The following is a 20,728-nucleotide window of genomic DNA, read 5'->3' as shown; positions in this document are numbered from 1 at the left end:
TTTAAATTAATTAATAATTTATTCCAACGAATCTCTAATTTATATTATATATCTTTTATAACACTAATATATTTAAAATCTTTACTTTCTATTCCATTTATATCTATTTTCAATTCTTGAGAATTTTTAATGAAGTCTATAATCTCTTTATTTATCTTTTCGCCAGGTCCTATTAAACATACACCTGGTGGATATGGAATTATAAAGTCTGCACATAATCTATCTAGTGATTTATGTATTTCTATAGACTCTCTATCTAAATCCATTGCCTGCTTTGGTCTTAAAACAGATAAAGGAATCTCATTAGGTAGATTTAACTCTATAGATTTACTCATATAAATTGGCCTGATTGGCTTATCAGATATATCATCGTCCATTGAGTGAAAGTATACAAAATTTTTTTCCTCTGGACCATATAATTTTCTCTTAGCAATGTCATTTATAGAATCATCTAGTTTATTGAAATCTTCTTCATTGTTTCCAATGGTACATAAAAGTAAAATGCCATAATAATTTGCTAATTCCACTTGTATATTATATTCATACCTTAAAAGTTTTGCAAAATCATACCCATTTATGCCTTTATCAATAGTATTTATAAATAATTTTGTTCTATCATCTCCAAGAGTTATCTTATATTTATTTTGTTTTTTTCTAAATTCATCTATATTTACCAGTAGCTCTTCCATAAGTGCTTTACCATTTTTTTCATAAATTTCCAATCCTATTTCTATACTCATCATCAATATATATGAAGGACTAGAACTTTGAGTCATGGATAAAAATACTCTCATCCTATTAATATTTATTCTCTTGCAATCAACCACCATTATAGAAGTTTGGGTAAAGGTAGGCAAGGATTTATGCAAACTCTGTACTACTATATCCGCACCTAAATATAAGGCCGATTTTGGCAACTGACTGGATAAGTTCAAATGCGCTCCATGTGCTTCATCTACAATTACAATCATACCTTTAGAATGAGCTTTTTTTATAATAGCCTCTAAATTAAATACATTACCATAATACGTTGGTCTAGTAATGAAGACCGCTTTTGCATCTGGATTATTATCTATAGCTTGTAAATAAGCATTAATATCGCTTCCTTCAAGTATAGAATTCCTTTTATTTATAATATCCATTACAAATATAGGCTCTAGATTTGCCATAATACATGCATTGTATGCGGACTGATGGCAATTTCTATTTATTATTATCTTATCTTTATTTTTACATGAGTACATTATAGCTGCTTCAATGCCAGAAGTACTACCGTTCACTAAATATGAAAGCTCATAATTATCAACGCAATCCAAATCATTAAACAATATTTTTAATGCCTGTTTCTGAGATTTATCTATTATTTCTTTTGGGCTATGTAGATTATCAGTACCTATTATTTCAGTAGTGTCTAATTTATAAATATTGTGCATCAAATCTGTGTAACCTAGTTCATCAAAAAGCTTTGCATTATTATGGCCTGGCATATGAAAAGATGTCATTTTTTTACTGTGAATTTCATTTAATTTATCATATATATATTTTTTCATTATGCTCTACCTCCAACTATATTATAACATATTTAAATAAGTTACTCTTTCTAATACTAGTATTATTCAATATAAAACTAACTTTATAAAAAATAAAGGCTCTATACTATTTAACATTGTTCTTGATAAAATTCATAATCGTAATTAAACGAAAACAAAATATTTCTATCAACATTAAATATTATAGAACCTATTCCTTTTGATTCTTAACTAACCTCATTTGGCAAAGAATATATTCAATACTTCTTTATATTTTTTATTTTGAATTATATTGGGGTTTAAATAATATTCCAGACACTAAGCCTGGTCCTGTATGAACTCCTAACGTTGCTGTTATTTGATTTGTAACTGTGAATTCAGCCTTTTTCAATTCTTCTTTAAGTTCTGATTTTAAATAATTTATCCCCTCTGGACTGTTTCCTTCACATAACATAATCCAATATGGATCATCTGAAATTTTTTCTTTTATCAACTTAGAAATTTCTTTGATAGAATTTTTACGTCCCCTAGCCTTTTTAACTGTATAATAAACACCTTCATCATTACAAGATATTACTGGTTTAATATTTAATAAATTAGCTAGAGCACCATCTACATGGCCAATTCTCCCACCTTTAATAAGATATTTTAAATTTTCTAATGTATAGTATCCATAACAATTATCTAAATTGTTTTTTACAATATCACAGATTTCTTCATACCTATAACCTTTGCTTCTAAGTTTAGATGCAAAAACACCAAAACATCCAGACATAAGCCCTATCCTTTTAGTATCAATAACTTCTCCTTTGTAGGCTAATTCCTTAAGTGCATTATAACAAACTTGATAAGTTCCGCTTAAACCAGAAGATATTGTAATTATAATAAATTCTTCATATCCTTTTTTATGTAAATTTTCTAAAATTTCTATTACCTCTCCTATTGAAGGTAAACTCGTCTTAGGTATTTCATTTTCAAAGTTATCATAAACTTCTTTTGCCTCTATTTCTAACATATCCTTATATTCTCTGTCTGTATATCTTATTGTCAATGGTATTAATTCAATACCATATTCTTTAGCCATATTTAAAGATATATCCGTTCCAGTGTCTACAATAATAGCCGTCTTATAATTCATTAAATCACCTCACATAGTATTATATACTAGTTTATCTGGTTATTCAATCTTTATATTTTATATTGCTTTTAAATTGTAAAAATAAGATAAAAATGAAAAATATATTTAAATATTAAATATAAAAGACTCTAGATAAAATCTAGAGTCTTTTTAACGTGGCTATGTCCTATTCTCCCAGACAGCTTCCCACCAAGTACCTTCAGCGCTAAAGAGCTTAACTTCTGTGTTCGGTATGGGAACAGGTGTATCCTCTTTGCTGTAATAACCACATATTTAATTGAAAGTTTGTACCTTCAAAACTGAATATATTATGTATTATGTCATCTTTTTTGGTCAAGTCCTCGATCTATTAGTATCAGTAAGCTACATACATTGCTGCACTTACACCTCTGACCTATCAACCAGGTAGTCTTCCTGGGATCTTAACCTTGCGGTGGGAAATCTTATCTTGAAGTTGGCTTCGCGCTTAGATGCTTTCAGCGCTTATCCTTTCCATACATAGCTACCCAGCTATGCCCTTGGCAGAACAACTGGTACACCAGAGGTATGTCCATCCCGGTCCTCTCGTACTAAGGACAGATCTTCTCAAATTTCCTACGCCTGCGACGGATAGGGACCGAACTGTCTCACGACGTTCTGAACCCAGCTCGCGTACCACTTTAATGGGCGAACAGCCCAACCCTTGGGACCAACTACAGCCCCAGGATGTGATGAGCCGACATCGAGGTGCCAAACCTCCCCGTCGATGTGGACTCTTGGGGGAGATAAGCCTGTTATCCCCAGGGTAGCTTTTATCCGTTGAGCGATGGCCCTTCCATTCAGAACCACCGGATCACTAAGTCCGTATTTCTACCTTGCTCGACCTGTATGTCTTGCAATCAAGCTCCCTTTTGCCTTTACACTCTTCGTACGATTTCCGACCGTACTGAGGGAACCTTTGAGCGCCTCCGTTACCTTTTGGGAGGCGACCGCCCCAGTCAAACTGCCCACCAGACAGTGTCCCAAGACCAGATTCATGGCCTATGGTTAGAGTCCCAATACTACAAGGGTGGTATCCCAAGGCTGACTCCATCAAAACTGACGCCCTGATTTCATAGTCTCCCACCTATCCTGTACATGTAGTATCGAAACCCAATGTCAAGCTACAGTAAAGCTCCATGGGGTCTTTCCGTCCTGTCGCAGGTACCCGGCATCTTCACCGGGATTACAATTTCACCGAGTCTGTTGTTGAGACAGTGCCCAAATCGTTACGCCTTTCGTGCGGGTCGGAACTTACCCGACAAGGAATTTCGCTACCTTAGGACCGTTATAGTTACGGCCGCCGTTTACTGGGGCTTAAGATCACTGCTTCGATTGCTCTAACAGATCCCCTTAACCTTCCAGCACCGGGCAGGCGTCAGCTCCTATACATCGTCTTGCGACTTAGCAGAAACCTATGTTTTTGGTAAACAGTCGCTTGGGCCAATTCTCTGCGGCCCCATTTCTGGGGCACCCCTTATCCCTAAGTTACGGGGTCATTTTGCCGAGTTCCTTAACAACAGTTCTCTCGCTGGCCTTAGGATACTCTCCTCACCCACCTGTGTCGGTTTGCGGTACGGGTACCTTTAATCTCGATAGAGACTTTTCTCGACAGTGTGAAATCAGCTGCTTCGCTACTTAGTTTCGCTCCCATTCGTATCCTAGCATTAATCAAACGGATTTGCCTATTTGATCTGCCTCAATACTTAGACACACATAACCAACAGTGTGCTCAGCTTATCCTACTGTGTCATCCCATCTCTCAAACGATTATCGGTAGTACAGGAATATCAACCTGTTATCCATCGCCTACGCCTTTCGGCCTGAGCTTAGGTCCCGACTAACCCAGGGAGGACGAACCTTCCCCTGGAAACCTTGGGTTTACGGCCTGAGGGATTCTCACCCTCATCTCGCTACTCATGCCAACATTCTCTCTCCCATACTGTCCACAGCTCCTTACGGTACTGCTTCATCCTGCATGGGAAGCTCCTCTACCCATCATATTTGATGCCGTAGCTTCGGTAGTATGTTTTAGCCCCGGAAATCTTCGGCGCAGGATCACTCGACCAGTGAGCTATTACGCACTCTTTAAATGAATGGCTGCTTCTAAGCCAACATCCTGGTTGTCTATGCAATCCCACATCCTTTACCACTTAACATACATTTTGGGACCTTAGCTGACGGTCTGGGCTCTTTCCCTTTCGACTATGAACCTTATCACCCACAGTCTGACTCCTGAATAAAAGATTATGGCATTCGGAGTTTGATAGTCTTCGGTAAGTGCAATACCCCCTAGGACATTCAGTGCTCTACCTCCACATCTCTACATTCAAGGCTAGCCCTAAAGCTATTTCGAGGAGAACCAGCTATCTCCGAGCTCGATTGGAATTTCACCGCTACCCACAAGTCATCCCCGCACTTTTCAACGTACGTGGGTTCGGACCTCCGCGAAATTTTACTTTCGTTTCATCCTGCTCATGGGTAGGTCGCCCGGTTTCGGGTCTACGTCATGTAACTAATTCGCCCAGTTAAGACTCGCTTTCGCTACGGCTACACACCTGAAGTGCTTAACCTTGCCACATAACGTAACTCGTTGGCCCGTTCTACAAAAAGTACGCGGTCACGCGAATAATGCGCTCCCACAGATTGTAAGTGTAGGGTTTCAGGTTCTATTTCACTCCCCTCCCGGGGTTCTTTTCACCTTTCCCTCACGGTACTATTCACTATCGGTCACTAGGTAGTATTTAGCCTTGGTGGATGGTCCCACCTGCTTCCCACAAGGTTTCACGTGTCTCGTGGTACTCTGGATCATGTCGGAGTCTTCTTGCTTTGTTTACGGGACTATTACCCTCTGTGGTCGAACTTTCCAGAACTGTTCTACTCACAATACCTCTCCTTTGTGACATGTCCGCAACCCCAAATTAGTAAACTAACTTGGTTTGGGCTCTTCCGCGTTCGCTCGCCGCTACTTACGGAATCGAATTTCTTTCTCTTCCTTCAGGTACTTAGATGTTTCAGTTCCCTGAGTTCCCCTCCATAGACTATGTATTCATCTAGGGATACTTGAACATTACTTCAAGTGAGTTTCCTCATTCAGAAATCTTTGGATCAAAGTGTATGTGCCACTCCCCAAAGCTTATCGCAGCTTATCACGTCTTTCATCGGCTCCTAGTGCCAAGGCATCCGCCCTACACCCTTAATAACTTGACCAGTTATTATTGAGATTTTTCTAAATTTAAGACTTACGTCTTGTTAAGAATAATTGGTGTTTTTACAAGTTTTCTCTTGGATAGATTACTATCATTTTATTAGATGTCATTGTATATCACAATATATTCAGTTTTCAAGGTACAATACTCGTTTATCTTTTTGTATTCTTTAAGATACTCCTTATAAAATACTCAGTCACATACTAATTGTATGTTCCATCCTATTTTTTAAGTGCGTCTCTTAAATTATGTCAAAAATATTTCACGAGCTTTATGATACTTATTGAAAGTATTTTTATTTGAAGTTTTCATGTTAAATGAACCTTCAAAATTGAACAGCAGGTAATTCTCCTTAGAAAGGAGGTGATCCAGCCGCACCTTCCGATACGGCTACCTTGTTACGACTTCACCCCAGTTATCGACTCCACCTTCGACGATTTCCTCCTTACGGTTGGATAATCGGCTTCGGGTGTTTCCGACTCCCATGGTGTGACGGGCGGTGTGTACAAGACCCGGGAACGCATTCACCGCAGCATTCTGATCTGCGATTACTAGTAACTCCAGCTTCATGTAGGCGAGTTTCAGCCTACAATCCGAACTGAGAATGGCTTTAAGGGATTAGCTCCACCTCACGGTTTGGCAACCCTCTGTACCACCCATTGTAGCACGTGTGTAGCCCTAAGCATAAGGGGCATGATGATTTGACGTCATCCCCACCTTCCTCCAGGTTATCCCTGGCAGTCTCTCTAGAGTGCCCAACTAAATGCTGGCAACTAAAGACAAGGGTTGCGCTCGTTGCGGGACTTAACCCAACATCTCACGACACGAGCTGACGACAACCATGCACCACCTGTCACTTTAGCCCCGAAGGGAAGGTGTGATTAAACACCGGTCTAAAGGATGTCAAGCTTAGGTAAGGTTCTTCGCGTTGCTTCGAATTAAACCACATGCTCCGCTACTTGTGCGGGTCCCCGTCAATTCCTTTGAGTTTCACACTTGCGTGCGTACTCCCCAGGCGGAGTACTTAATGCGTTAGCTGCGGCACCGAGGGGGGTAACCCCCGACACCTAGTACTCATCGTTTACGGCGTGGACTACCAGGGTATCTAATCCTGTTTGCTACCCACGCTTTCGTGCCTCAGTGTCAGTTGCAGTCCAGAAAGCCGCCTTCGCTACTGGTGTTCCTCCCAATATCTACGCATTTCACCGCTACACTGGGAATTCCACTTTCCTCTCCTGCACTCAAGTCTTCCAGTTTCAGAGGCTGACTACGGTTGAGCCGTAGGCTTTAACCACTGACTTGAAAGACCACCTACGCACCCTTTACGCCCAGTAAATCCGGATAACGCTAGCCCCCTACGTATTACCGCGGCTGCTGGCACGTAGTTAGCCGGGGCTTCCTCACAGGGTACCGTCATTATCTTCCCCTGCAACAGAACTTTACGATCCGAAGACCTTCATCGTTCACGCGGCGTTGCTGCATCAGGCTTTCGCCCATTGTGCAATATTCCCCACTGCTGCCTCCCGTAGGAGTTTGGACCGTGTCTCAGTTCCAATGTGGCCGATCACCCTCTCAGGTCGGCTACTGATCGTTGCCTTGGTGGGCTGTTATCTCACCAACTAGCTAATCAGACGCGGGTCCATCCTATACCGCTAACACTTTGATACATCTACGATGCCATAAATGTACATTATCATGTATTAGTAAACTTTTCAGTATGTTATCCATGTGTATAGGGCAGGTTACCCACGCGTTACTCACCCGTCCGCCGCTCAACTTAAAGATGCAAGCATCAATAAGTCGCGCTCGACTTGCATGTGTTAGGCACGCCGCCAGCGTTCATCCTGAGCCAGGATCAAACTCTCATAAAAAATTTGTTCTGTGCTCAGACTATTGTTATCTCTAAAATATCTGGCTTGGTTTGTTTGTGGTTTAAATCTTGAAAAACTATTGTCTTATCAAGTTTAAACGATTAATCAATTTGCTATTTAAAGCTTATTGAATTAACCTGCTGTTCAATTTTCAAAGTTCATTCCATTACTATGGTGCCTAGAGGCGGAATCGAACCACCGACACGGGGATTTTCAGTCCCCTGCTCTACCGACTGAGCTATCTAGGCATATAAATTGGTGGGCCTAGCTGGACTCGAACCAGCGACCTCACGCTTATCAGGCGTGCGCTCTAACCACCTGAGCTATAGGCCCATCTATAAATCTTCACATTAAATGGCAGGGGTAGAGGGACTCGAACCCCCGGCGCACGGTTTTGGAGACCGACGCTCTACCAACTGAGCTACACCCCTATGGTATCATATAAAATGGTGGACCATCAGGGACTCGAACCCCGGACCTACCGGTTATGAGCCGGGCGCTCTAACCAACTGAGCTAATGGTCCACATGCTGGTATCACTTTTGTAAAGTTCTTAATAATCTATATTTATATAATGCCGAAGACCGGAATCGAACCGGTACGAAAGTATAAGTTTCGCAGGATTTTAAGTCCTGTGCGTCTGCCAGTTCCGCCACTTCGGCACTTATACGTGGCTACGTCCTATTCTCCCAGGCAGCTTCCCACCAAGTACCTTCAGCGCTAAAGAGCTTAACTTCTGTGTTCGGTATGGGAACAGGTGTATCCTCTTTGCTGTAATAACCACATATTTAATTGAAAGTTTGTACCTTCAAAACTGAATATATTATGTATTATGTCATCTTTTTTGGTCAAGTCCTCGATCTATTAGTATCAGTAAGCTACATACATTGCTGCACTTACACCTCTGACCTATCAACCAGGTAGTCTTCCTGGGATCTTAACCTTGCGGTGGGAAATCTTATCTTGAAGTTGGCTTCGCGCTTAGATGCTTTCAGCGCTTATCCTTTCCATACATAGCTACCCAGCTATGCCCTTGGCAGAACAACTGGTACACCAGAGGTATGTCCATCCCGGTCCTCTCGTACTAAGGACAGATCTTCTCAAATTTCCTACGCCTGCGACGGATAGGGACCGAACTGTCTCACGACGTTCTGAACCCAGCTCGCGTACCACTTTAATGGGCGAACAGCCCAACCCTTGGGACCAACTACAGCCCCAGGATGTGATGAGCCGACATCGAGGTGCCAAACCTCCCCGTCGATGTGGACTCTTGGGGGAGATAAGCCTGTTATCCCCAGGGTAGCTTTTATCCGTTGAGCGATGGCCCTTCCATTCAGAACCACCGGATCACTAAGTCCGTATTTCTACCTTGCTCGACCTGTATGTCTTGCAATCAAGCTCCCTTTTGCCTTTACACTCTTCGTACGATTTCCGACCGTACTGAGGGAACCTTTGAGCGCCTCCGTTACCTTTTGGGAGGCGACCGCCCCAGTCAAACTGCCCACCAGACAGTGTCCCAAGACCAGATTCATGGCCTATGGTTAGAGTCCCAATACTACAAGGGTGGTATCCCAAGGCTGACTCCATCAAAACTGACGCCCTGATTTCATAGTCTCCCACCTATCCTGTACATGTAGTATCGAAACCCAATGTCAAGCTACAGTAAAGCTCCATGGGGTCTTTCCGTCCTGTCGCAGGTACCCGGCATCTTCACCGGGATTACAATTTCACCGAGTCTGTTGTTGAGACAGTGCCCAAATCGTTACGCCTTTCGTGCGGGTCGGAACTTACCCGACAAGGAATTTCGCTACCTTAGGACCGTTATAGTTACGGCCGCCGTTTACTGGGGCTTAAGATCACTGCTTCGATTGCTCTAACAGATCCCCTTAACCTTCCAGCACCGGGCAGGCGTCAGCTCCTATACATCGTCTTGCGACTTAGCAGAAACCTATGTTTTTGGTAAACAGTCGCTTGGGCCAATTCTCTGCGGCCCCATTTCTGGGGCACCCCTTATCCCTAAGTTACGGGGTCATTTTGCCGAGTTCCTTAACAACAGTTCTCTCGCTGGCCTTAGGATACTCTCCTCACCCACCTGTGTCGGTTTGCGGTACGGGTACCTTTAATCTCGATAGAGACTTTTCTCGACAGTGTGAAATCAGCTGCTTCGCTACTTAGTTTCGCTCCCATTCGTATCCTAGCATTAATCAAACGGATTTGCCTATTTGATCTGCCTCAATACTTAGACACACATAACCAACAGTGTGCTCAGCTTATCCTACTGTGTCATCCCATCTCTCAAACGATTATCGGTAGTACAGGAATATCAACCTGTTATCCATCGCCTACGCCTTTCGGCCTGAGCTTAGGTCCCGACTAACCCAGGGAGGACGAACCTTCCCCTGGAAACCTTGGGTTTACGGCCTGAGGGATTCTCACCCTCATCTCGCTACTCATGCCAACATTCTCTCTCCCATACTGTCCACAGCTCCTTACGGTACTGCTTCATCCTGCATGGGAAGCTCCTCTACCCATCATATTTGATGCCGTAGCTTCGGTAGTATGTTTTAGCCCCGGAAATCTTCGGCGCAGGATCACTCGACCAGTGAGCTATTACGCACTCTTTAAATGAATGGCTGCTTCTAAGCCAACATCCTGGTTGTCTATGCAATCCCACATCCTTTACCACTTAACATACATTTTGGGACCTTAGCTGACGGTCTGGGCTCTTTCCCTTTCGACTATGAACCTTATCACCCACAGTCTGACTCCTGAATAAAAGATTATGGCATTCGGAGTTTGATAGTCTTCGGTAAGTGCAATACCCCCTAGGACATTCAGTGCTCTACCTCCACATCTCTACATTCAAGGCTAGCCCTAAAGCTATTTCGAGGAGAACCAGCTATCTCCGAGCTCGATTGGAATTTCACCGCTACCCACAAGTCATCCCCGCACTTTTCAACGTACGTGGGTTCGGACCTCCGCGAAATTTTACTTTCGTTTCATCCTGCTCATGGGTAGGTCGCCCGGTTTCGGGTCTACGTCATGTAACTAATTCGCCCAGTTAAGACTCGCTTTCGCTACGGCTACACACCTGAAGTGCTTAACCTTGCCACATAACGTAACTCGTTGGCCCGTTCTACAAAAAGTACGCGGTCACGCGAATAATGCGCTCCCACAGATTGTAAGTGTAGGGTTTCAGGTTCTATTTCACTCCCCTCCCGGGGTTCTTTTCACCTTTCCCTCACGGTACTATTCACTATCGGTCACTAGGTAGTATTTAGCCTTGGTGGATGGTCCCACCTGCTTCCCACAAGGTTTCACGTGTCTCGTGGTACTCTGGATCATGTCGGAGTCTTCTTGCTTTGTTTACGGGACTATTACCCTCTGTGGTCGAACTTTCCAGAACTGTTCTACTCACAATACCTCTCCTTTGTGACATGTCCGCAACCCCAAATTAGTAAACTAACTTGGTTTGGGCTCTTCCGCGTTCGCTCGCCGCTACTTACGGAATCGAATTTCTTTCTCTTCCTTCAGGTACTTAGATGTTTCAGTTCCCTGAGTTCCCCTCCATAGACTATGTATTCATCTAGGGATACTTGAACATTACTTCAAGTGAGTTTCCTCATTCAGAAATCTTTGGATCAAAGTGTATGTGCCACTCCCCAAAGCTTATCGCAGCTTATCACGTCTTTCATCGGCTCCTAGTGCCAAGGCATCCGCCCTACACCCTTAATAACTTGACCAGTTATTATTGAGATTTTTCTAAATTTAAGACTTACGTCTTGTTAAGAATAATTGGTGTTTTTACAAGTTTTCTCTTGGATAGATTACTATCATTTTATTAGATGTCATTGTATATCACAATATATTCAGTTTTCAAGGTACAAATGGTGGAGATGAGGAGAGTCGAACTCCTGACCCCTTGCTTGCAAGGCAAGTGCTCTCCCAACTGAGCTACACCCCCATAACATTTTTTTAAATTTTAAAGATTCAAAATGAACCTTCAAAATTGAACAGCAGGTAATTCTCCTTAGAAAGGAGGTGATCCAGCCGCACCTTCCGATACGGCTACCTTGTTACGACTTCACCCCAGTTATCGACTCCACCTTCGACGATTTCCTCCTTACGGTTGGATAATCGGCTTCGGGTGTTTCCGACTCCCATGGTGTGACGGGCGGTGTGTACAAGACCCGGGAACGCATTCACCGCAGCATTCTGATCTGCGATTACTAGTAACTCCAGCTTCATGTAGGCGAGTTTCAGCCTACAATCCGAACTGAGAATGGCTTTAAGGGATTAGCTCCACCTCACGGTTTGGCAACCCTCTGTACCACCCATTGTAGCACGTGTGTAGCCCTAAGCATAAGGGGCATGATGATTTGACGTCATCCCCACCTTCCTCCAGGTTATCCCTGGCAGTCTCTCTAGAGTGCCCAACTAAATGCTGGCAACTAAAGACAAGGGTTGCGCTCGTTGCGGGACTTAACCCAACATCTCACGACACGAGCTGACGACAACCATGCACCACCTGTCACTTTAGCCCCGAAGGGAAGGTGTGATTAAACACCGGTCTAAAGGATGTCAAGCTTAGGTAAGGTTCTTCGCGTTGCTTCGAATTAAACCACATGCTCCGCTACTTGTGCGGGTCCCCGTCAATTCCTTTGAGTTTCACACTTGCGTGCGTACTCCCCAGGCGGAGTACTTAATGCGTTAGCTGCGGCACCGAGGGGGGTAACCCCCGACACCTAGTACTCATCGTTTACGGCGTGGACTACCAGGGTATCTAATCCTGTTTGCTACCCACGCTTTCGTGCCTCAGTGTCAGTTGCAGTCCAGAAAGCCGCCTTCGCTACTGGTGTTCCTCCCAATATCTACGCATTTCACCGCTACACTGGGAATTCCACTTTCCTCTCCTGCACTCAAGTCTTCCAGTTTCAGAGGCTGACTACGGTTGAGCCGTAGGCTTTAACCACTGACTTGAAAGACCACCTACGCACCCTTTACGCCCAGTAAATCCGGATAACGCTAGCCCCCTACGTATTACCGCGGCTGCTGGCACGTAGTTAGCCGGGGCTTCCTCACAGGGTACCGTCATTATCTTCCCCTGCAACAGAACTTTACGATCCGAAGACCTTCATCGTTCACGCGGCGTTGCTGCATCAGGCTTTCGCCCATTGTGCAATATTCCCCACTGCTGCCTCCCGTAGGAGTTTGGACCGTGTCTCAGTTCCAATGTGGCCGATCACCCTCTCAGGTCGGCTACTGATCGTTGCCTTGGTGGGCTGTTATCTCACCAACTAGCTAATCAGACGCGGGTCCATCCTATACCGCTAACACTTTGATACATCTACGATGCCATAAATGTACATTATCATGTATTAGTAAACTTTTCAGTATGTTATCCATGTGTATAGGGCAGGTTACCCACGCGTTACTCACCCGTCCGCCGCTCAACTTAAAGATGCAAGCATCAATAAGTCGCGCTCGACTTGCATGTGTTAGGCACGCCGCCAGCGTTCATCCTGAGCCAGGATCAAACTCTCATAAAAAATTTGTTCTGTGCTCAGACTATTGTTATCTCTAAAATATCTGGCTTGGTTTGTTTGTGGTTTAAATCTTGAAAAACTATTGTCTTATCAAGTTTAAACGATTAATCAATTTGCTATTTAAAGCTTATTGAATTAACCTGCTGTTCAATTTTCAAAGTTCATTTATGCTGTATTAACAGCTTTTATATTATAGCAAAGATATTTAAATTTGTCAATTTTTTTAGCAAATTTATTTTATCTTTTTTCTTTAAGTCCTTTTTTTATTTTCTTTCATTTCTTAAGGACAAGTAATACTATACCACCATAATAATCCAAAGTCAATATTATTTTTATTTTTTTTAAACTTTTTTATTTATTGTACACATTTTTATAAATTACGTTTTTTTTGTTCGGATTTTTATTTTTTTTGTAGTTTTTTTATAGTTTTTAGATTTTAAAATTCGTCTTTTGTGGTAAAATTATATACAACAGTATAATAATATAAATATATAAACTTACTTAGATATACATTAATTCATTTAGATATATATTAATTCATTTAGTATTTAGTATTTAGTATTTTTATATAATTAAGGAGGAAATATGCTATCAAATCGTTTAAAAAATATAACACCTTCCGTTACGGTAGGTATTAGTTCAAAGGTAAAAGAACTTAAAGCTCAAGGTAATAATATAATTAATTTAAGCATAGGAGAGCCTGACTTTAATGTTCCAGAAAAAGCAAAAGAATATGGTAAAAAATCATTAGATGATAATAAAACAAAATATGATTTAGTCTCTGGTATAACCGAATTAAGAGAAGAAATTTGCAAAAAGTTATCTAAAGAAAATAATATAGAATACACTCCTGACCAAATTGTTCTATCTAGTGGTGCTAAAAATTCTATTACTAATATTTTACTTGCCATTACAGACCCTGGCGATGAAGTTCTACTTCCATTACCTTATTGGGTAAGTTATTCTGAAATGGTAAAAGTTACAAATGCCATTCCTAGAGAAATAAAAACTAAAAAAGAACATGATTTCAAACTAACAAAGGAGGATCTTCTAGCTTCTATAAATGAAAATTCCAAATTGCTAATTCTTACAAACCCTTCTAACCCAACAGGAGCTGTATATACAAAAGATGAACTAGTAGAAATAGCTAAGGTTTGCATAGAAAATAATATTTATATTATGGCTGATGAAATTTACGAAAAAATTCATTTTGATAATAGCTTTATTTCCGTAGCATCTCTTAGCCCCGAGATAAAAGATATCACTATTACTGTTAACGGATTTGCTAAGTGTGCAGCTATGACTGGTATTAGACTTGGCTATACGGCTTCTAACACTGAAATAGCAAAAGCTATGTCTTCTATACAAAGCCATGTTGTTTCTCATCCATCACTTACTGCTCAATATATTGGATTGGGGGTTCTTAAGGAATGCCAAGATGACATGGATAATATGGTAGAAACATATAAAAGAAGATATGAAATAATAACTAATAGATTAGATAAAATTAAAGGAATTTCCTATGTAAAACCATTAGGAGCATTTTATATTTTTGTTGATTTATCTAACGTTAAGAAAAACTACAACTATGATGAAAGTTTCTCTATAAAATTCTGTGAAGACTTTTTGAATGAAAAAAGAGTCGCTCTTGTACCTGGCAAAGCCTTTGGAATAGATGAATATGTAAGAATATCTTACGCTTGCCATGAAGATGAATTTTTAGATGGGGTTAATAAATTAGAAGATTTTATTAACCCTTACATACAACAATAACTAACTATAACATTTTATAATTCAAATTATATAATAAATATAAAAAAAGAATCTCTTATTCAGAGATTCTTTTTTATTTTTTTAATACTATATATCTAGCACAATTCAAAACTATTCTATAAATTAAAATTTAAAAACTTAAAATCTAATATCTTTACTGTTATTGAAAATTCTACTATTTAATTTTCAATAAAGTCTTCTTTAAATTCTTTTTAACACTATTTGATATAGATTTATATCCACCAATTATTGTAACTTTATTTGGCTTTATATTTTTTATATGCTTGTTGATTCCGTCCAAGCCTTCAGTTTCATTTACCAACAGTAGATTGGCATTTTTCTTAATAGTATAAGGAGATACTGACAATGCATCTTCATAGTTAACACCACTAGTTACGACTAGTTCATTATGCCTGCTGCGCTTCTAGTTGCTGAAGCAGTTACATCAATCTCTCTTATGTAATTCTCATTATTAATATATTTCCAATACTCTCTTATTATTTTGCTTATTTCACTAGTGAATACTGGATTTGTTTCTTTTGTGTCAAGTGGATAACTAAGTTCTTTGACTCGACTTTTTATATACTCTGGAAGTTCATTAATTTTTTTATTCTCAATTTTATAACTCAAATCTCCAAACTCTCTAAAAGCTTCAAGGGTCATGTTATAATTATTATTTAACAATGAATCTTTTACGGCCATAGATTTATTAATAAAACTCATATCATCAGATATTTCTTTTACATTTATCTCTTCTATTTTCCCATTTTTAGTCGTCACTTCAACTAAAATGTCCTTGCCCTTATGCCCCTTTGATTTACCTATAAATGTTCCATTTTTTTTGCTTTCAGGTAAAACAAACTCATTCTTTGATGTAGAATTATCTTCTGTTTTAATATTGTTTTTTTCAATCTCTATTTTTTTTATTTCCTCATTTTTCTTATTCAATTTTTCTTTTGTTTCATGTAATTCTTTTTCTAGCTTCCTTATTCTTTCTTCTAAGTTATTAGTGTATGAAGAATCTGCTGAAGTTTGATTACTCGCTTTTTCTAAGGCATTCTTTACTGCTGATTTAATTCCATTGCTACTAAAGGTAGCTCTGCTTACTATATCTACTGCAGGACTATTTTTTTCAATTATGCTATTAATAACTTTTGATTTTGCATTTGAGAAAAACGGCTCATCGTCACCAGTAGAAACTATATCTATATTCGTTATTTTTTGCTTTTCTATTCTAACCTTTACTTTTGTTTGCCTATTTTCATAACCTAAGCCGACACCTTCGTATATGCCATCTCTTATCTTACTCCTATCTACTTTAGAATTATAATTTATCAATTCTGCTATTTGCTTTTTTAATTTATCATTTTCTATTTTATATCTATCATTACTAGTCTCACTTTTATTATTTGTGTATGATATCTCCTATTAGATTCTTAGCATTATTAAAATATTCCTCATCGTCGCTAGATTCTAAAATTTCTATATCAGAAATTTTTCCACTATCCACTTTTACTCTAACTTTAATGTCTCCCTTAAATCCCTTAGATATACCATCATAACTAGCTATGTTAGCTTGTGTATTAGATTTTTTTGAGACGTTATCATTAATAGAGGAATCCTTTTTCACATCATTGCAATTTTTATTTTTTAGTTCATATCTATCCTGTTTATGTACCTTCTCTTCTGCTTTGTTATTCCTAGCTGTTGTACTTATTTTATCTATAGATGATCCTATACTTACTAAAATTATTATTAACAAGCTGGCACAAATTGTAACTATTAACTCTTTTTTTATTCTCACTGAACCCCCCAAACTCATCTACTCTGCACTAAAGCTCTATTTCTTCTCTTCTCCAAAATAATCTTCAATTTTAATACTGTATAAGTACTAAAAAGCAATATATAGAAAATAAGATTTAAGTTTCTTGCTAAACTAGATGGCTTACTTAAATAAACCATTATTATCTGCACAAAAATCATGGCATAAAATATATAGGCAAATTCTTGCAGATTCTTCCACGCTTTACCATTCATCTTTTTTCTAATAAGAGTAAAAGAAGTAATGAATAATGGAATCATAATTCCTATAGCAAATATTCCCGATGCAAACATCATTAAATTAAGCCAAAGTGAAATATCTCTTCCACTTACAATATTTTTCATATTCAATATGAATGCAAATAAATAATGAATGTTATGTGGTATAGTAATTATACAAGCAATTATTGATAGTTCAGCTCTTATAGTCCTTAATTTTCTAGCATATATCATCCTCATATCAAATACTCCCATATACATTACCAATATAAAAAAAGCTCCGCCCATCGCTCCAGAGTCTATTGCTTTCATCAACCACTTAAGAACACTCACATAATGAATTGAATAAGAATTTAAAATTAATATAGCATGTATAATTGCCATCATAGACAGTGTTGCCACCCAAATATAAATATATTTGTTATACTTTTTTATTTGATTGCTGAATAAATAAGATAATCCAACAGCAATAAATAAAGAAATTATTATGTTCACCAATCTCCCCTTTTCTAAATCTGGAATTATTTATCGAATGATATCCATTTTCATAAATTAGAATATCATAATCATTTGATAATGTCAATCAATAAATATTATTTAATTTAATTCCCTTGTCAATATAAACTAGTATTTTCAAATATTTTAATAAAAAAAGAAGATACATTTAAGTATCTCCATTTTAATGATTATCAATTATCTTATTTTCAATTAAATAAATATTTCTTATATTTATCTTTCATCATATTAAATATAAATATTTTTATTGCTAAATAATATTCCTTAAAATTTCTCCTACAGATCCCTGTATAAATATATCTTTTTTATTATCTAATTTTACGTTTATTGGTTCTTTGTTGATAACAACTAAGTGTTTGCCAGTAAAATTATGAACATAAGATGCTGCAGGATATACTTGTAATGAAGTTCCCGCAACAATAAGCATATCCGCTTTTCTAATAGCAGATATCGCATTACTTACGGCATCTTCTGGAAGACCTTCCTCATATAATGTTACTTTTGGACGAACAATACCTCCACATTCACATTGAGGTATACTTTCCTTTGAATCAAATATATAGTCTGATGGATACTTCTTATTACATTTATCACAATAGTTTTCTTTTGTTGTTCCATGTATTTCATAGACAATATTACTTCCTGCTTTTTGATGCAAACCATCAATATTTTGAGTGATAATAGATTTTAATTTTCCAAGTTTTTCCAGTTCGGCAAGGGCAAAGTGGGCTGCATTTGGCTGAATATTTCTTGCATCCATTTTTTGCCTATAAAATTCAAAAAATACCTTTGGCTCTTTTACCAGACATGTATGGCTAAGTAAATATTCGGGAGGATATTTATCAAATTTAATATCTTTCTGATTATATAAACCATCTTTGCTTCTAAAATCTGGAATGCCACTCTCTGTAGATACTCCCGCTCCTCCGAAAAATACTATATTATGTGATTCTTCGATATATTCACTGAATTTTTTAATCAAATCTTCCATAATTATCACCTACCATTTTAATTTTATTCAATATAAACTATTTAATATATTTTCGGTAAAAAAGAACACATTTATGAATTATCATATTTGTGTTCCTTACTTTTAAACTAAAAACTAATTTTAAACTTACTTATTTTAATTTTATACTCTTAATAAAGTTTTGCTCCTGCTGGTATTCTATTGCTTAACATTAGAAGATTTAATCTTTCTTCATCTTCTTCCTTATGTACAGCTGATATTATCATACCACAAGATTCTATACCCATCATTTTTCTAGGAGGCAGGTTAGTTATTGCAACTAAAGTCTTTCCAACTAGTTCTTCTGCTGAGTAATAATCCTTTATTCCACTTAGAATAGTTCTTTGAGTTCCAGAACCATCATTTAAAGTGAACTTAAGTAACTTCTTGCTCTTTGGTACTTCTTCGCAAGCTATGACCTTTACAACTCTCAAATCTGACTTTGAAAATGTTTCAAAGTCTACCATATCTTCAAATAAAGGCTCAACCTTTACCTTAGAAAAATCTATTTTTTCTTCTAGCTCATTTGATGCTTCAACTTCTACTCTTTCATCTACATGACCGATTGGCTTCATTGTAGGGAATAATAGTACGTCTCTAATAGTAGTAGAATTTGTAAGTAACATTATTACTCTATCTATACCAATTCCTAGACCACCCGTTGGAGGTAGACCTACTTCTAGTGCATTTAAGAAATCTTCATCCATTTCGCAAGCTTCATCATCACCTAATTCTCTTTTTCTAACCTGATCTTCAAATCTTCCTCTCTGGTCAATTGGATCATTTAGTTCAGAGAATGCATTTGCTAATTCCCACTTATTTGCGAATGCTTCAAATCTATCCGTTCTTCTTGGATCATCTACATTTCTCTTCGCTAGAGGCGACACTTCAACTGGGTGATGAGTTATGAATGTTGGCTGTATTAATTTATCTTCACCAAATTCTTCAAAGAATGCATTTATTACTTCTCCTCTTCTCATACCAGGAGTTATTTCTATTCCCTTTTCTCTAGCCACTTCTAAAGCTTCCTCATCTGTGTTAATCCCTGCAAAGTCAACACCTGCATATTCTTTTACACATTCTTCCATAGTCATTCTCTTCCATGGAGGAGTAAAGTCTATCTCTGTCCCCTGATAATTAACTTTCATACTACCTGTTGCAACTTCTGCCATATGTGAAATTACATTTTCAGTAATTTCCATCATATCCTTATAGTCAGCGTAAGCCTGATATAATTCTATGGCTGTATATTCTGGATTGTGCTTCATGTCCATTCCTTCATTTCTGAACATTCTACCCATTTCATAAACCTTATCAAATCCACCAACTATTAGTCTCTTTAAATATAATTCATTGGCGATTCTTAAATACATTGGAATTCCAAGAGTATTATGGTGTGTAATAAAAGGTCTTGCATTAGCTCCCCCAGCAATAGTATTTAGAATAGGAGTTTCAACTTCCAAAAATCCTCTATCATCTAAATAAGATCTAAGGGCCTTTAACGCCTTTGTTCTAGTAAGGAATGCTTCTTTTACTTCTGGATTTACTATTAAATCCACATATCTTTGTCTATATCTTAAATCAACATCTTTTAATCCATGATATTTTTCTGGTAATACCTGTAATGACTTTGATAATAGGGTCACCTTTTCAGCGTGAACAGAAACTTCTTCAGTCTTTGTCTTGAAAACAAATCCTTCTATTCCTACTATATCTCCCATATCATAAGTCTTGAATAACTTATAGTCATCAGTTCCTATATCATCTCTTTTGATATAAACTTGTATTTTACCATTCTGGTCTTGAATATGAGCAAATGCTGCCTTACCCATTATTCTCTTTGTCATTATACGGCCAGCTATACAAACATGTTTTCCTTCTAGCTTATCATAGTTATTTTTAATTTCATCAGAATGATGTGTAACATCATACTTGCTTATTTTAAAAGGGTCTTTTCCTATTTCTTGAAGATTTTTTAGCTTATCTCTTCTTACCTGTAGTACTTCACTTAGGTTTTCAACCTGACTTTCCTGGTTAGTATTTCCCATTATATCCTCCTATTTATATTTTATAATTGCTT

General features: G+C 38.2%; 9 protein-coding genes, 6 tRNA genes and 6 rRNA genes. 1 reads left to right on the top strand and 20 read right to left on the bottom strand.

What is annotated here, in order from left to right; genetic code table 11:
* Positions 1-44: 44 nt before the first annotated feature.
* The 14 genes from O0R46_RS00800 to O0R46_RS00735 all read right to left on the bottom strand — a co-directional run bounded on the left by O0R46_RS00800 (position 45) and on the right by O0R46_RS00735 (position 13,313).
* The gene (locus tag O0R46_RS00800) at positions 45-1,550 is read right to left on the bottom strand and encodes an aminotransferase class I/II-fold pyridoxal phosphate-dependent enzyme (RefSeq protein WP_269311710.1); all 1,506 of its coding nucleotides are present in this window, start codon (positions 1,548-1,550) and stop codon (positions 45-47) included.
* Positions 1,551-1,806: 256 nt separating this feature from the next.
* Complete coding sequence (locus O0R46_RS00795) at positions 1,807-2,667, bottom strand: DegV family protein (protein WP_269311709.1); 861 nt, start codon at positions 2,665-2,667, stop codon at positions 1,807-1,809.
* A 153-nt stretch (positions 2,668-2,820) separates the two neighbouring features.
* Positions 2,821-2,937: ribosomal RNA gene (gene rrf, locus O0R46_RS00790) — 5S ribosomal RNA — on the bottom strand.
* Positions 2,938-2,996: 59 nt separating this feature from the next.
* Positions 2,997-5,895 (bottom strand): 23S ribosomal RNA (locus tag O0R46_RS00785).
* Positions 5,896-6,250: 355 nt separating this feature from the next.
* Positions 6,251-7,765, bottom strand: a 16S ribosomal RNA gene (locus O0R46_RS00780).
* 172 nt (positions 7,766-7,937) lie between these two features.
* Positions 7,938-8,013: transfer RNA gene (locus tag O0R46_RS00775), tRNA-Phe, on the bottom strand.
* Between the two features lie 8 nt (positions 8,014-8,021).
* Positions 8,022-8,098: transfer RNA gene (locus O0R46_RS00770), tRNA-Ile, on the bottom strand.
* Positions 8,099-8,120: 22 nt separating this feature from the next.
* A tRNA-Trp gene (locus tag O0R46_RS00765) sits at positions 8,121-8,196 on the bottom strand.
* A 16-nt stretch (positions 8,197-8,212) separates the two neighbouring features.
* Positions 8,213-8,289 (bottom strand) — tRNA-Ile (locus O0R46_RS00760).
* A gap of 50 nt (positions 8,290-8,339) precedes the next feature.
* Positions 8,340-8,426, bottom strand: a tRNA-Leu gene (locus tag O0R46_RS00755).
* A gap of 6 nt (positions 8,427-8,432) precedes the next feature.
* Positions 8,433-8,549 (bottom strand): 5S ribosomal RNA (gene rrf / locus O0R46_RS00750).
* 59 nt (positions 8,550-8,608) lie between these two features.
* Positions 8,609-11,507: ribosomal RNA gene (locus tag O0R46_RS00745) — 23S ribosomal RNA — on the bottom strand.
* A gap of 145 nt (positions 11,508-11,652) precedes the next feature.
* A tRNA-Ala gene (locus O0R46_RS00740) sits at positions 11,653-11,728 on the bottom strand.
* Between the two features lie 70 nt (positions 11,729-11,798).
* A 16S ribosomal RNA gene (locus O0R46_RS00735) occupies positions 11,799-13,313 on the bottom strand.
* The 16S, 23S and 5S rRNA genes sit together here with 6 tRNA genes alongside, the layout of an rRNA operon.
* A 582-nt stretch (positions 13,314-13,895) precedes the next feature.
* Between O0R46_RS00735 and O0R46_RS00730 the strand changes: the two genes are divergently transcribed.
* A complete protein-coding gene (locus O0R46_RS00730) occupies positions 13,896-15,083 on the top strand; it encodes a pyridoxal phosphate-dependent aminotransferase (protein ID WP_269311708.1) in 1,188 nt (395 codons plus the stop codon).
* A 175-nt stretch (positions 15,084-15,258) separates the two neighbouring features.
* Here O0R46_RS00730 and O0R46_RS00725 read toward each other — a convergent pair whose 3' ends face one another.
* The 6 genes from O0R46_RS00725 to lysS form a co-directional block, all read right to left on the bottom strand.
* Positions 15,259-15,450, bottom strand: coding sequence for a cell wall-binding repeat-containing protein (locus O0R46_RS00725; protein ID WP_269311707.1), 192 nt, complete (start codon positions 15,448-15,450; stop codon positions 15,259-15,261).
* A 32-nt stretch (positions 15,451-15,482) separates the two neighbouring features.
* A complete protein-coding gene (locus tag O0R46_RS00720; protein WP_269311706.1) occupies positions 15,483-16,421 on the bottom strand; it encodes an FMN-binding protein in 939 nt (312 codons plus the stop codon).
* A gap of 67 nt (positions 16,422-16,488) precedes the next feature.
* The gene (locus O0R46_RS00715) at positions 16,489-16,887 is read right to left on the bottom strand and encodes an FMN-binding protein (RefSeq protein ID WP_269311705.1); all 399 of its coding nucleotides are present in this window, start codon (positions 16,885-16,887) and stop codon (positions 16,489-16,491) included.
* Positions 16,888-16,901: 14 nt separating this feature from the next.
* Complete coding sequence (locus tag O0R46_RS00710) at positions 16,902-17,618, bottom strand: ferric reductase-like transmembrane domain-containing protein (RefSeq protein ID WP_269311704.1); 717 nt, start codon at positions 17,616-17,618, stop codon at positions 16,902-16,904.
* Between the two features lie 271 nt (positions 17,619-17,889).
* A complete protein-coding gene (locus O0R46_RS00705; protein WP_269311703.1) occupies positions 17,890-18,630 on the bottom strand; it encodes an NAD-dependent protein deacylase in 741 nt (246 codons plus the stop codon).
* 149 nt (positions 18,631-18,779) lie between these two features.
* Positions 18,780-20,696, bottom strand: a complete 1,917-nt coding sequence (lysS, locus tag O0R46_RS00700; protein WP_269311702.1) for a lysine--tRNA ligase — start codon at positions 20,694-20,696, stop codon at positions 18,780-18,782.
* Positions 20,697-20,728 lie beyond the last annotated feature (32 nt).

It is taken from the genome of Peptostreptococcus equinus (genome assembly GCF_027125355.1).
GTDB classification, from domain to species: Bacteria; Bacillota; Clostridia; order Peptostreptococcales; family Peptostreptococcaceae; genus Peptostreptococcus; species Peptostreptococcus equinus.
The sequence above is the reverse complement of the archived record's forward strand: the minus strand, read 5'-3'. Positions and strand labels throughout refer to the sequence as shown.